The 12,927-nt window shown below is 62.2% G+C and carries 12 protein-coding genes; 8 read left to right on the forward strand and 4 right to left on the reverse strand.

Going from position 1 to position 12,927, the window contains the following annotated elements; all coding sequences use genetic code 11:
* Positions 1 to 160 precede the first annotated feature (160 nt).
* From ileS to mgrA, 3 genes are all read left to right on the forward strand, one after another.
* Positions 161 to 3,094: an isoleucine--tRNA ligase gene (ileS, locus tag JHX87_RS14875; protein ID WP_271885447.1), complete on the forward strand. Its 2,934-nt coding sequence runs from the start codon at positions 161 to 163 to the stop codon at positions 3,092 to 3,094.
* A 150-nt stretch (positions 3,095 to 3,244) separates the two neighbouring features.
* A complete protein-coding gene (locus JHX87_RS14880; RefSeq protein WP_271885446.1) occupies positions 3,245 to 4,432 on the forward strand; it encodes a GAF domain-containing sensor histidine kinase in 1,188 nt (395 codons plus the stop codon).
* Between the two features lie 59 nt (positions 4,433 to 4,491).
* Positions 4,492 to 5,544, forward strand: coding sequence for an L-glyceraldehyde 3-phosphate reductase (mgrA, locus tag JHX87_RS14885; RefSeq protein WP_271885445.1), 1,053 nt, complete (start codon positions 4,492 to 4,494; stop codon positions 5,542 to 5,544).
* On the opposite strand, the gene JHX87_RS14890 is transcribed toward mgrA, so the two are convergent.
* From JHX87_RS14890 to JHX87_RS14900, 3 genes are read right to left on the reverse strand one after another with little or no spacing between them, the layout of a single operon-like run.
* Positions 5,545 to 6,537 (reverse strand): hypothetical protein, encoded by a 993-nt coding sequence (locus JHX87_RS14890; protein WP_271885444.1) that lies wholly within the window; start codon positions 6,535 to 6,537, stop codon positions 5,545 to 5,547.
* A 6-nt stretch (positions 6,538 to 6,543) separates the two neighbouring features.
* Entirely contained in the window at positions 6,544 to 6,906 is a 363-nt protein-coding gene (arsC, locus tag JHX87_RS14895) for an arsenate reductase (glutaredoxin) (protein WP_271885443.1), read from the reverse strand.
* Between the two features lie 28 nt (positions 6,907 to 6,934).
* On the reverse strand, positions 6,935 to 7,450 hold the full coding sequence (locus tag JHX87_RS14900; RefSeq protein WP_271885442.1) for an Lrp/AsnC family transcriptional regulator: 516 nt from the start codon (positions 7,448 to 7,450) through the stop codon (positions 6,935 to 6,937).
* A 99-nt stretch (positions 7,451 to 7,549) separates the two neighbouring features.
* On the opposite strand from JHX87_RS14900, the gene JHX87_RS14905 reads away from it, so the two are divergent.
* The 5 genes from JHX87_RS14905 to JHX87_RS14925 are packed head-to-tail and all read left to right on the forward strand — an operon-like array spanning position 7,550 to position 11,522.
* Complete coding sequence (locus JHX87_RS14905; protein WP_271885441.1) at positions 7,550 to 7,882, forward strand: DUF2849 domain-containing protein; 333 nt, start codon at positions 7,550 to 7,552, stop codon at positions 7,880 to 7,882.
* Positions 7,875 to 9,533: a nitrite/sulfite reductase gene (locus tag JHX87_RS14910; protein ID WP_271885440.1), complete on the forward strand. Its 1,659-nt coding sequence runs from the start codon at positions 7,875 to 7,877 to the stop codon at positions 9,531 to 9,533. Before JHX87_RS14905 ends, JHX87_RS14910 begins: the two co-directional genes overlap by 8 nt.
* Positions 9,526 to 10,257 carry a phosphoadenylyl-sulfate reductase gene (locus tag JHX87_RS14915; RefSeq protein WP_271885439.1) on the forward strand — a complete coding sequence of 244 codons (732 nt, stop codon included), beginning with the start codon at positions 9,526 to 9,528 and terminating at the stop codon, positions 10,255 to 10,257. The genes JHX87_RS14910 and JHX87_RS14915 overlap by 8 nt, the downstream gene beginning before the upstream one ends.
* Positions 10,254 to 10,625: a DUF934 domain-containing protein gene (locus tag JHX87_RS14920; RefSeq protein ID WP_271885438.1), complete on the forward strand. Its 372-nt coding sequence runs from the start codon at positions 10,254 to 10,256 to the stop codon at positions 10,623 to 10,625. Before JHX87_RS14915 ends, JHX87_RS14920 begins: the two co-directional genes overlap by 4 nt.
* 54 nt (positions 10,626 to 10,679) lie before the next feature.
* On the forward strand, positions 10,680 to 11,522 hold the full coding sequence (locus JHX87_RS14925) for a ferredoxin--NADP reductase (protein WP_271885437.1): 843 nt from the start codon (positions 10,680 to 10,682) through the stop codon (positions 11,520 to 11,522).
* A gap of 109 nt (positions 11,523 to 11,631) precedes the next feature.
* Here the strand turns inward: JHX87_RS14925 and JHX87_RS14930 are convergent, their stop codons facing one another.
* On the reverse strand, positions 11,632 to 12,846 hold the full coding sequence (locus JHX87_RS14930; protein WP_271885436.1) for an acyl-CoA dehydrogenase: 1,215 nt from the start codon (positions 12,844 to 12,846) through the stop codon (positions 11,632 to 11,634).
* Between the last annotated feature and the right edge of the window lie 81 nt (positions 12,847 to 12,927).

Genomic DNA, 12,927 nt, shown 5'->3' on the forward strand with positions numbered 1-12,927 from the left:
AAATGGCAATGATGGCTTCACGGCTTGCAGCGTCAGCACGGGCTTTCTATAGAGGCGGCATGGAATTTCTGGCGTTCGGCATACGAATTAGCAGCCCGGTGGCGTAAGGTTTTGCGCCGCCGGGTTAGCCATGTCCGACCCTGATACAAAGGAAGCCCCGATGGCCGCCGATAAAAGCGCCGATACCCCCGATTACCGCGATACCGTTTTCCTGCCCCAGACCGATCTGCCGATGCGCGCAGGCCTGCCCGCGCGTGAGCCCGAATGGCTGGCCCGCTGGGAGCGGATCGGCATCTATGACCGCCTGCGCGAACGCAGCAAGGGCCGCGCGCCCTTTATCCTGCATGACGGCCCTCCCTATGCGAACGGGCATCTGCATATCGGCCACGCGCTGAACAAGACGATCAAGGATATCATCGTGCGCAGCCATCAGATGATGGGCCGCGATGCGCGCTATGTGCCCGGCTGGGACTGCCACGGGTTGCCGATCGAATGGAAGATCGAGGAAAAATACCGCGCCGCAGGCAAGGACAAGGACGCGGTGGATGTGGTCGAGTTCCGTCAGGAATGCCGCCGCTTTGCCGATGAGTGGATCGATATCCAGCGCCAGGAATTCAAGCGTCTGGGCATCACCGGCAAATGGGACGATCCCTATCTGACGATGGATTATCACGCCGAGGCGGTGATCGCGGCGGATTTCATGAAGCTGCTGATGAATGGCAGCCTGTATCAGGGGTCGAAGCCCGTGATGTGGTCGCCGGTCGAAAAGACCGCGCTGGCCGAGGCCGAGGTCGAATATCACGACAAAGATAGCGACACGATCTGGGTTCGCTTCCCGGTGGTAAATGGCGAAGAGGTCGGCCTTGGTAAAGCCGATGTGGTGATCTGGACCACAACGCCCTGGACCATTCCGTCGAACAAAGGCGTCGTTTATGGCGCCGATTACAGCTATGGCCTCTATGAAGTCATCGGCACGCCTGAGGAAAGCTGGGCGAAGGTCGGCGACCGCTTCCTGCTGGCCGACAAGCTGGCCGAAGGTGTGATGACCAAGGGCCGCCTGACGCCTGAAATGTATCGCCGCGTCGCCGATGTCAGCGCAGAAACCCTTTCGAGCCTGAAACTGGCCCATCCCTTTGCCGGGATCAATGGCGGCGAAGGTGAGTGGGACGAGCTGCGCGATTTCCGGGCCGCCCCCTTTGTCACGGACGAGGAAGGCACCGGCTTTGTCCATTGCGCGCCCAGCCACGGGATGGAGGAATACGAGCTTTACCGCGATGCCGGTATGCTTCAGCAGGTCATCACCTATAATGTGATGGACGATGGCAGCTTCCGCGCTGATCTGCCGCTGTTCGGCGGCAAGCGCATCCTCAAGCCGAATGGCAAGGAAGGCGATGCCAACAAAGCCGTCATTGACGCCTTGGTCAGTGTCGGAAAGCTGCTCGCGCGGGGCAAGATCAAGCACAGCTATCCGCATAGCTGGCGGTCCAAGGCGCCTCTGATCTATCGTAATACGCCGCAATGGTTCGCGGCCATCGACCATGACCTGAATGACGGCATGGGCGAATATGGCAATACGATCCGGTCGCGTGCGCTGACCAGCATCGACAAGCTGGTAAAGTGGTGGCCACAATCGGGGCGCAACCGCATCCATTCGATGGTGGAAAGCCGCCCCGACTGGGTGCTGTCGCGGCAGCGGGCATGGGGCGTGCCGCTGACCTGCTTTGTCAAAAAGGGCGCAAGGCCGACCGATCCCGATTTCCTGCTGCGCGATCAGCGCGTGAATGACCGCATCATCGCGGCCTTCCAGAAGGGCGGGGCGGATGTCTGGTATAATGACGGCTTCAAGGCGCAGGTGCTGGACGGCGTTGTGAACCCGGACGATTACGAGCAGGTCATGGACGTGCTGGATGTGTGGTTCGATTCCGGCTCGACCCATGCCTTCGTGCTGCGCGACCGCGCAGATGGCGCGCCCGACGGGATTGCAGATGTCTATCTTGAGGGCACCGACCAGCATCGCGGCTGGTTCCAGTCCTCTCTGCTGCAGGCCAGCGCGACCCGGGGCCGCGCGCCCTATCGCAACGTGGTGACGCATGGCTTCACCCTGGACGAAAAGGGCATGAAAATGTCCAAATCATTGGGCAATACCATCGTCCCCGAGGCGGTGATCAAGCAATATGGCGCCGATATCCTGCGCCTGTGGGTGGCGCAGACCGATTACACCGCCGATCAGCGCATCGGGCCTGAAATCCTGAAGGGCACGGCAGACAGCTATCGCCGCTTGCGCAATACGCTGCGCTTTCTGCTGGGGGCGCTGGACGGCTTTACCGATGGCGAAAAGGTCGAGCCTGCGCAGATGCCAGAGCTGGAACGCTGGGTCCTGCACCGTCTGGCGCGGTTGGATCATCAGGTCCGCGCGGGCTATGACAGCTTTGATTTCCAAGGGGTTTTCCAGACCCTTTTCCAGTTCTGCACCGTGGATCTGTCGTCGCTGTATTTCGATATCCGCAAGGACAGCCTCTATTGCGACGGTCCGGGCAGCCTGACCCGACGCTCGGCCCGGACGGTGCTGGATCTGCTGTTCCACCGCCTCGTGACCTGGCTTGCGCCGATCCTGCCCTTTACCATGGAGGATGTCTGGCTGTCGCGCTTCCCGTCCGAGGATGACAGCGTGCATCTGCACGACTTCCCGGTCACGCCTGCCGAATGGCTGGATGAGCCGCTGGCCCGCAAATGGGAGCACGTGCGCCGCGCCCGCCGCGTCGTCACGGCGGCGCTGGAGGTCAAGCGCAGCGACAAGACCATCGGTGCCAGCCTTGAGGCCGCACCGGTCGTCCATGTCGAGGATGCCGATATGCTGGCGGCGCTGAAATCGGTGCCCTTCGCGGATATCTGCATCGTCTCGGATCTGTCACTGACGGATGATCCTGCCCCGAACGAGGCGTTTCGCATGTCGGATATGCCGGGGGTTGGCGTGGTCTTCGAACTGGCGGATGGCAGTAAGTGTCAGCGTTGCTGGAAAATTCTTCCAGATGTTGGCACGCATCAGCATCCCGGCGTCTGCGCGCGCTGCGACGGCGTTCTGAACGCCATCTGACACAGGCGCCAAGATCGCCCCGCAAGGGCGACCCAGCATGACGGTAAACCTTTGTTTGTCGTCATGTTTCCTTATTGATATTTCCATTCCCGGGTGCTCAACCGTTATATCTAACGTGTTGTGATGATCCATTTATTCCCGGACGACGTCATGAATGTTTCCGCAGACGAATTCGACCGCGACGTCCAGACCGTTCAGTCGATCCCGCAGATCCCGACGATCCTTGACATCTGCCGACGGGTATCCGGCCTGCGCTATGTTGCCGTAGCGCGTGTCACCGCCGACCGCTGGATCAACTGTGCCTCCTCGGACAGGCTGAATTTCGGCGGCGGTCCGGGGCAGCGGCTAGATGCCAAAGAGACCCTGTGTCAGGTGGTGCGACAGAAGGGTCAGATGATCACGATCAATGACGCCCATCGCGAGACCCTGTTCGACACGCTTCAAAGGTCCGCCGCTTACGGGATCCGCAGCTATATCTCGGTCCCGATCCTGCGCAAGGATGGCAGTTTCTTCGGCACGCTCTGCGCCAGCGATACCGAGCCGCGCGATATCGATAGCGATGAGGTGACCAGCACCTTTCGCATGTTTGCCGATATGATCTCTGATCAGCTTGATATTGCAGAGGAATTGCAGCAGGGGCAGCAGGCATTGGCGCATGCCCGCGAAACCGAACGCCTGCGCGAGGAATTCATTGCCGTGGTCGGCCATGACCTGCGTAATCCGCTGGCCTCGCTGTCTGCGGGATTGCGGCTGATGGGCAGGCAGGAGCATGGCGAGGACAGCCGACTGCTGCTGTCCGAGATGACACGCTCGCTTGATCGCATGTCCTCGATTGTCACCGATCTGATGGATTTCGCGCGCGGGCGGCTGGGGTCCGGGATCAGTGCCCAGATCGAGGATGACGCCGATCTGCGCCAGGTGATCGAGACGGTGATCGCCGAGGTCGAGGCGTCAGAGGGGCGGGCGGTTGAGGCCCGGATCGATCTGCCCGATACCGTGCCTTGCGATCCGCAGCGCATGGGGCAGTTGGTGTCCAACCTGCTGATCAACGCCTTCACCCATGGCGACAAGGATTTCCCGGTTCGGCTCAGCGCCACGACCGAGCGCGGGAAGCTGAAACTGGCCGTCTCCAACAAGGGCGAACCGATTGCCCCCAATGCGCTACCGCTGCTGTTTCAGCCCTTCTACCGGCGCAGCAATGCGACCCACCACAGCGGGTTGGGGCTTGGCCTTTACATCGCCTCGGAAATCGCGAAATCGCATCGCGGGCGGTTGAAGGTGCGTTCGGATGCCGAGCAGACGGAATTCACGATGACAATGCCCCTGCCGCGCCCCTAAGGGTGCAGGGCCGCGCGGTTGGGGATTGCGCTTGTCCCCGCGCTCAGAAGGGAAAGATCATGGTTGCCGAACATCGCTATCAGCCCGCAAGCGATCGCTATGACCGGATGAGCTATCGCCGCTGTGGGCGCTCGGGGCTGAAACTGCCCGCGATCAGCCTGGGGCTGTGGCATAATTTCGGCGAGGATACGCCGCATCAGACCAAGCGCGAGATCTGTCGCACGGCCTTTGATCTGGGCATCACCCATTTCGATCTGGCCAATAACTATGGCCCGCCGCCCGGCAGCGCCGAAGAGGCCTTTGGCCAGATCCTGCGGCAGGATTTCGCGGGCTATCGTGATCAGCTGATCGTCAGCAGCAAGGCGGGCTATGACATGTGGGTCGGCCCCTATGGCGAATGGGGCAGCCGCAAATACCTGATCGCGTCATGCGATCAGTCGCTGAAGCGGATGGGCCTCGATTACGTCGATATCTTCTATTCGCACCGTTTCGATCCCGATACCCCGCTGGAAGAAACCATGGGCGCGCTGGATCATATCGTGCGGTCGGGGCGCGCGCTTTATGCCGGGATCAGCAGCTATAACAGCCAGCGCACGGCCGAGGCGGTGGCGATCCTGAAGGATCTGGGCACGCCCTGCCTGATCCATCAGCCCAGCTATAACATGCTGAACCGATGGGTCGAAAATGACGGGCTGCTGGATGCGCTGGACGATCTGGGCGTGGGCAGCATCGTCTTTACCCCGCTGGCGCAGGGCATGCTGACGGGCAAATATCTGAACGGCATCCCCGATGGCAGCCGCGCGGCGCAGGGCAAGTCGCTGTCGCAGGACTGGCTGACGGATGAGATGATCCGCCGCCTGAACGGGCTGAACGAGATCGCGCAGGCGCGGGGTCAGACCCTTGCGCAGATGGCCGTGGCTTGGGTGCTGCGTGGCGGGCGGGTGACCAGCGCGCTGATCGGCGCCTCTCGTCCCGCGCAGGTCGAGGATTGCGTGGGCGCCCTGGGCAATACCGACTTCAGCCGGGACGAGCTGGCGCAGATCGACCATCTGACCGCCGATGGCGATGTGAATATCTGGGCGCGATCTTCGGAAGGGGCGGGCGAGGACTGATCAGACCAGCCACCAGCCCCGCTTTTTCAGCCGCTGTCGGATGGGCTGTTCCTTGGTCGGCAGCGCGCTGCGATCGAACATGGGGCGCAGCTTGTCGCGCCCCTTGCCCTGATAGATCAGCTTTTTCGCCGGATCGTGATTGCGCAGGTGCTTCTTGATCCAGTTCGGGGCCACCGCTGCCTCCAGCACCTCCAGCGCGGCGTCGCTTTCGCGGGCGTAAAGCAGCGACAGGTTGCGGTAATGGCAGGTGATATCGCCATCCAGCCCGGCCAGTTCCGGGCCGGGCCTGCCGCCGCCGAGGGAATGGATCACCAGCGGCAGAATGACCTGATCCAGCCACGGGTCCAGGCTTTGGCAGGCCAGTTCATCCTGCGGATCGCGCTGCACCTCCAGCGCCCAGTTCAGGAAGCGCTGACCGAATTCCGCCGGATCGGCGCCAAAGAACCAGCCGGCATTGAAATAGAGATAGCGTTCCCAATGTTCATCCGGCTGGCTGCGATCCAGCGATGAGGCGAAATCCAGCCCGAAGCGGTCGTAAAGCGAGGCCCAGATCTGGCTGTAATCCGGCCCGTAAAGCGGCGGGTCGGGCCATGTCCCCTCGCGCCGCATCGAGGCCGAGGGCCGGGACAGATCGAAAGCCACCTGATCCAGCGGGCCTGTGATCAGCGTATCGGTGTCGAAGAAGATGAAGGGCTGGCCCGTGGGCAGGGCCAGCAGCGCCTCGATCTTGTTGCCATAGGGATAGCTGGCGCCGAAATGGCGCGCGGTGAAGGGCAGGATACGGGCGTCCAGACGTTCCAGAATGGCGCGCCCCTCGGCGCTGAGCCTTGTGTCATGTCCGGCCCATGCGCCGTCGGGCTGGGGTTCGGCCACATAAAGCCCGCCCTGCCAGCCGGGCGCGGCATGGCGCAGGCTGGCGGCAAAGATGATCGCCTCGTATTCCAGCCGCCCGGCCTGGGCCACGATCACAAGATTGGGCGGCTCAGGGGGCATGCCGTGTCAGCTTTGCTGCGTCAGGAAATCGTGGATGGTTTCCTTGGGCCGCGCCAGGATCGCGCCACTGGGGCCAAAGATGGCGGGGCGTTCGATCAGCAGCGGATGATCGGCCATGGCCTGGATCAACGCCGCATCCGACAGGCTCTTGTCGCCAAGGCCAAGCTCGTCATAGGGCGTGTTCCGCTTGCGCAGCAGATCGCGCGGCTGGATGCCAAGCTGCGCCAGCGCCTCGGTCAGTTCGGCGGGCGAGGGGGGATCCTTCTGATAGTCGCGCACGGTCACATCCACCTGCGCCTCTTCCAGCGCCTTCAGCGCATAGCGAGAGGTCGAACATTTCGGATTATGCCAGATGGTAAAGTCGGACATGCGCGCCCCCTTTCAAGTCGTGGCGATGCTATCTTGTGCCATCGGGGATGGGAAGCGCCGTCGTGGCCTTGATTTCCTCCATCGACAGAAGCGCGGTGACATTGTGGATCTTCACCTCGGAAATCAGCGATTGATAGAAGCGGTCATAGGCGCGGGCGTTTTTCACCTGAACCTTCAGGATATAGTCGATATCGCCTGCCAGCCGGTGCGCCTCGATCACCTCGGGGCGTTCGCGCAGCGCCCGCAGAAAGCGCGCGGCCCAGTCCTTGTCATGCTCGCTGGTGCGGATCAGCACAAAGAAACAGGCCTCCAGCCCAAGCGCGTCGGGGTCAAGGATCGTGACCTGCCTGCGGATCACCCCGGCCTCTCGCAGCTTGCGGATTCTGTTCCAGACCGGCGTCTTGGAGGCGCCGACCTGCTCTGCAATCTGGTCCAGCGACAGGGTCGCGTCCTCTTGCAGCAGGGACAGGATTTTACGGTCCACCTCATCCAAACGGACGGCTGTTTGCTCAATCGGCGCTGTATGGGTATCGGGTTCTGCCATTCCTGTCCTCTGCGTGTGGTTGTTCTTATTTTTATCAGCCTATCGCAAAAATACAGAACAAAATTCTATATAGGAAGTGTCAATCGAAAGGTCCGATTCATGAGCAAAGCCTTCACCCCAAGCGCCGCAAAGCCCGGCGTCATCACCGCAAACGATTTGCGCGAAGGCCATAACGTCTGGATGTGCGAGGATGGCTGGACCGCCGATCCCGCGCAGGCGACCTTGTTCGAGGATGAGGCGATTGCCGAACTGGCCCTGCTGAAAGCGATTGGTCAGTCCAATATCGTCGTCGGCCCCTATGTGGTCGAGGCCCGGCGCGGGCCCGAGGGTCCCGAACCCACGCATTTCCGCGAGGCGTTCCGCCAGACCGGACCTTCCAACTATTTCCACGGCATCCAAGCCGCAAAGCAAGCCGAGGCCAGCAATGTTTGATGTCCGTCCCGTCGATACCGATTACGTACGCCACCGTGCGGCCCAGTTCCGCGCCCAGGTCGATCGTCGCCTGGATGGTAGCCTGACGGAAGATGAGTTTCGCCCGCTGCGCCTGATGAATGGCGTCTACCTGCAGCTGCATGCCTATATGCTGCGGGTGGCGATCCCCTATGGCACGATCAGCCCCGATCAGATGCGCATGCTGGCCCATCTGGCGCGGAATTATGACAAGGGCTACGGCCACTGGACCACCCGCCAGAACATCCAGTTCAACTGGCCCAAGCTGGTGGATATTCCGGATATGCTGGACCATCTGGCCTCGGTCGGGATGCATGCCATCCAGACCTCGGGCAATACGATCCGCAACGTGACCACCGACGCTTTCGCGGGCGCGGCACCCGATGAAATTGCCGATCCGCGCCCCTATGCGGAACTGCTGCGCAGTTGGTCCACCGATCACGCCGAATTCCAGTTCCTGCCGCGCAAGTTCAAGATCGCCATTTCCGGCGGTGCCAAGGATCGCGCCATCGTTTCGGCCCATGATATCGGGCTGCGTCTGGTGGAACAGGATGGCAAGCCGGGCTTCGAGGTCTGGGTTGGCGGCGGTCTGGGCCGGACGCCGCTGCTGGGTCAGGTGATCCGCGATTTCCTGCCCGAAGAGGATCTTCTGCCCTATATCGAGGCGATCATCGCCACCTATAACCTGACCGGCCGCCGCGACAATAAATACAAGGCGCGGATCAAGATCACGGTCAGCGAGCGTGGTCTGGACGTGTTCCGCGATGAGGTCGAGGCCGAATTCATCAACCGCCGCCGCGATTTCCACGGCGCCGACCGCGAGGCGCTGAAGATCTTCCGCGACCGCTTTGCCGCGCCCGCCTTCCGCAATGCGCCGGTCGAGGGCTATGAACAGGCGCGGGCCGCCAACCCGGGTTTCCGCAGCTGGACCGATACCAACCTGCACCCGCACAAGATCGACGGCTATGCCAGCGTGATCGTCACCTTCAAGGCGCCGGGCGCCACACCGGGCGATGCTTCGGCCGATCAGATGCGGCTGCTGGCCGATCTGGCCGAGCGTTACGGCCATGCCGATCTGCGCGTGATGCACGATCAGAACGTGGCGCTGCCGCATGTGCATAAATCCGATCTGCCCGCGCTTTACGCCGCACTGCGCGAGGCCGGGCTGGCCACCGCCAATGCGGGCAAGACCAGCGATATCATCGCCTGCCCGGGCATGGATTACTGCACGCTGGCCACCGCCCGCTCGATCCCGATTGCGCAGGAGATCGCCGAGCATTTCCGGGCCGCGGGTCTGGAAGATGAGATCGGCAACCTGAATATCCGCATCTCGGGCTGCATCAATGCCTGCGGTCACCACCATCTGGGCCATATCGGCATTCTGGGTCTGGATCGCGCCGGCGTGGAAAACTATCAGATCACGCTGGGCGGCGATGCCTATGACATCCCGGCCATTGGCCAGCGTGCTGGCGCAGGCTTCCCGGCCGAAGAGGTCGTGCCCGCCATCGACCGCCTGCTGCGCGCCTATCTGGATATCCGCGAGGATGAGGGCGAGCGCTTTATCGACGCCTATCGCCGTCTTGGCCCCGCGCCCTTCAAGGCCGCGCTTTACCCCGAGGTCGCTCATGCTTGATCAGTCCCTGGACGATCGTGCCGGGCGGTTGAATGACCGCTATCGGCACCACGCCGCGACCGAGGTGTTGCGCCGTGCTGTCAGCGACCCGGATCTGGGTCGTGTCGCGCTGGTGTCGTCCTTCGGGGCGGAATCGGTGGTGCTGCTGCATATGGTCAGCCGCGTGGCGCCCGGCCTGCCGGTGCTGTTCATCGACACCCAGATGCTGTTTCCCGAAACGCTGGAATACCAGCGCGAGGTTGCGGCGAAACTGGGCCTGACCAATGTGCAGCTGATCGGCGCGACGGATGCGGAAATCGCCCGCCATGACCCGGATGGCAGCCTGCATCAGGTCAATCCCGACGCCTGCTGCGATTTTCGCAAGACCGTGCCGCTGGAACGCGCGCTGTCGCAATATGACGCCTGGATCACCGGGCGGAAGCGCTTTCAGGGCGGGCAGCGCAAGCAGCTTGAGTTCTTTGAGCCAGAGCCGCCGCACCGTCTGCGTGTCAATCCGCTGGCCTTCTGGCGGTCCGAGGATGTTCAGGAATATATGGCGGAAAACAATCTGCCGCGGCATCCACTGGTCGCCAGGGGCTATCCCTCGATCGGCTGCGCACCCTGCACCTCTCCGGTCAAGCCGGGCGAGGATCCCCGTTCGGGCCGCTGGCGCGGCAGTGACAAGACCGAATGCGGCATTCACTTCATTGGCGGGCGCATGGTCCGCGGAAAGGTTTCGGCATGACCAGCCAGATCGTCGCCCGCGATGACGGGTTCCACGAGGTGACCGAGGAGGCCGGGGTTGTCCTGGCCCCTGATACCCCGGTCGAAGAGCTGGCAGATCACCTGAATGTCGATCTGGTGGCGGTGGATTTTCCCGCCTTCACCGATGGGCGCGGCTTTTCCATCGCCCGCCGCCTGCGCGAACTGGGCTTCAAGGGCCGGTTGCGCGCCAATGGCCGTCTGATCGCCGATCAATACGGCATGGCCCGCCGCGTGGGCTTTGACGAGGTGGTCGTGGCCCCCGATGTCGCCGAACGCCAGCCGCAGGAACAATGGCTGGCACGTGCCGATTGGAAGGAATGGGATCACCGCGCCCAGCTGGCCGATTAGAGCCCCTTTCCCTTTGGCCCCCTTATGTCCTAGAAGGCACAGGAATATTCACTCATGACTCTGGATCTGACCGTGGCCGATGCCGCTGCAAAAACCGTGACCAAGACGCTTCCCGATGCGCAGACCGTGACCTCGGTGACGCATTGGACCGACAGCCTGTTTTCCTTTCGCGTGACGCGCCCCGCCTCGCTGCGCTTCCGTTCGGGCGAATTCGTTATGATCGGCCTGCCGGGCGACAATGGCAAACCGATCCTGCGCGCCTATTCCATCGCCTCGCCCAATTGGGATGACGAGTTGGAGTTCTATTCGATCAAGGTGCCGGACGGACCGCTGACCTCGAAGCTGCAGCATATCAAGGAAGGCGACGAGATCATCCTGCGGCCCAAGCCCGTCGGCACGCTGGTGCTGGATGCGCTGCTGCCGGGCAAGCGGCTGTGGTTTCTGGCCACCGGAACGGGCTTTGCGCCCTTTGCCAGCCTGATGCGCGACCCCGAGACCTATGAGCGCTATGAGCAGGTCGTGATGATGCATACCTGCCGCACGGCAGAGGAACTGACCTATGGCCGCGAGTTGATCGAGAATCTGCGCCATGACCCGCTGCTGGGCGAGCTTTATGGCGAGGATTTCGCCAACCGCCTGCTGTATTACCCCACCACGACGCGAGAGGATTCGCCGCGGATGGGGCGGATCACCGACAATATGACCTCGGGCAAGGTGTTTCAGGATCTGAGCCTGCCGCCAATGTCGCCCGAGACGGACCGGGCGATGATCTGCGGCAGTCTGGCCTTTAATGTCGATGTCAAATCGGTGCTGGAAGGGTTCGGTCTGAACGAGGGGGCGAATTCGGATCCGAAGGAATTCGTGGTCGAAAAGGCCTTTGTCGGCGAGGGCGTCTGATCGCAGGATCTGAGGGGCCTTGCCCCTCGGGCCCTAGTGGGCCCTCACCCCGCGGATATTTGTGCAAAGAAGAAAGGGCGTCGCCGGGGAGCGGCGCCCTTTTTCGGTTTCAGAAGAAGGCCTGCAGCCCGGTGATGGCGCGACCCAGGATCAGGGCGTGGACGTCGTGGGTGCCTTCATAGGTATTGACGGTTTCCAGGTTCATCATGTGGCGGATGACCTGATATTCTTCGGAAATGCCGTTGCCGCCATGCATGTCGCGGGCCCAGCGGGCGATCTCCAGCGCCTTGCCGCAATTGTTGCGCTTGATTATCGAGATCATTTCCGGGGCAGCCTGCGCCTCGTCCATCAGGCGGCCGACGCGCAGGCTGCCCTGCAGGCCGAGCGCGATTTCGGTCAGCATATTGGCCATTTTCAGCTGATGCAGCTGCGTCTGGGCCAGAGGTTTGCCGAATTGCTGGCGGTCGAGCCCGTATTGGCGGGCGGCGTTGAGGCAGAACTCGGCCGCGCCCATGACACCCCAGCTGATGCCATAGCGGGCGCGATTGAGGCAGCCGAAGGGGCCTTTCAGGCCTTCGACATTGGGCAGCAGGGCATCTTCGCCGACTTCGACATTCTCCATGACGATCTCGCCGGTGATCGAGGCGCGCAGGGACAGCTTGCCGCCGATCTTGGGGGCGGAGAGGCCTTTGGTGCCCTTGTCCAGCACGAAGCCGCGGATCTTGCCGCCATGGGCATCGGATTTCGCCCAGACCACGAAGACATCTGCAATGGGTGAATTCGAGATCCACATTTTCGAGCCGTTCAGCACATAGCCGGTATCGGTCTTGCGGGCCGTGGTTTTCATGCCGGCCGGATCCGAGCCTGCATCGGGTTCGGTCAGGCCGAAACAGCCGATCCATTCGCCCGAGGCCAGTTTGGGCAGGTATTTGCGGCGCTGTTCCTCGGACCCATAGGCGTAGATCGGATACATCACCAGCGAGCTTTGCACCGACATCATGCTGCGATAGCCGCTGTCCACACGCTCGACCTCTCGGGCGACGAGGCCGTAGGCCACGTAAGAGGCGCCCAGGCCGCCATATTCTTCGGGGACGGTGACGCCCAGAAGCCCCATCTCGCCCATTTCGCGGAAGATGGCGGGATCGGTTTCCTCATCGCGGAAGGCGTCGATGACGCGGGATTGCAGCTTGTCCTGCGCATAGGCGCGGGCGGCGTCGCGCAGCATGCGTTCCTCTTCGCTGAGCTGTTCGTCGAGCCGGAAAGGGTCTTCCCAGTCGAAGCGTCCCAGATCGGGTGCGTCTTTTGCCTTCAATGTACCAGCCATGCCGTCCTCCCTTATGCGTGTGATGATGTTTAGGGCGGATGGCGGGGCGTGGCAATCTGCGCAATCACGCGCTTGTTCACG

Source organism: Paracoccus fistulariae (genome assembly GCF_028553785.1).
Lineage (GTDB): Bacteria > Pseudomonadota > Alphaproteobacteria > Rhodobacterales > Rhodobacteraceae > Paracoccus > Paracoccus fistulariae.

Excerpts from the sequence above, each read along its gene's own strand:
- JHX87_RS14920 (WP_271885438.1), top strand. The coding sequence starts at position 10,254 with ATGACCAGCCAGATCGTCGCCCGCGATGACGGGTTCCACGAGGTGACC.
- JHX87_RS14900 (WP_271885442.1), bottom strand. The coding sequence starts at position 7,450 with ATGGCAGAACCCGATACCCATACAGCGCCGATTGAGCAAACAGCCGTC.
- JHX87_RS14915 (WP_271885439.1), top strand. The coding sequence starts at position 9,526 with ATGCTTGATCAGTCCCTGGACGATCGTGCCGGGCGGTTGAATGACCGC.
- JHX87_RS14925 (WP_271885437.1), top strand. The coding sequence starts at position 10,680 with ATGACTCTGGATCTGACCGTGGCCGATGCCGCTGCAAAAACCGTGACC.
- JHX87_RS14905 (WP_271885441.1), top strand. The coding sequence starts at position 7,550 with ATGAGCAAAGCCTTCACCCCAAGCGCCGCAAAGCCCGGCGTCATCACC.
- arsC (WP_271885443.1), bottom strand. The coding sequence starts at position 6,906 with ATGTCCGACTTTACCATCTGGCATAATCCGAAATGTTCGACCTCTCGC.
- JHX87_RS14930 (WP_271885436.1), bottom strand. The coding sequence starts at position 12,846 with ATGGCTGGTACATTGAAGGCAAAAGACGCACCCGATCTGGGACGCTTC.
- ileS (WP_271885447.1), top strand. The coding sequence starts at position 161 with ATGGCCGCCGATAAAAGCGCCGATACCCCCGATTACCGCGATACCGTT.
- JHX87_RS14880 (WP_271885446.1), top strand. The coding sequence starts at position 3,245 with ATGAATGTTTCCGCAGACGAATTCGACCGCGACGTCCAGACCGTTCAG.
- mgrA (WP_271885445.1), top strand. The coding sequence starts at position 4,492 with ATGGTTGCCGAACATCGCTATCAGCCCGCAAGCGATCGCTATGACCGG.
- JHX87_RS14890 (WP_271885444.1), bottom strand. The coding sequence starts at position 6,537 with ATGCCCCCTGAGCCGCCCAATCTTGTGATCGTGGCCCAGGCCGGGCGG.
- JHX87_RS14910 (WP_271885440.1), top strand. The coding sequence starts at position 7,875 with ATGTTTGATGTCCGTCCCGTCGATACCGATTACGTACGCCACCGTGCG.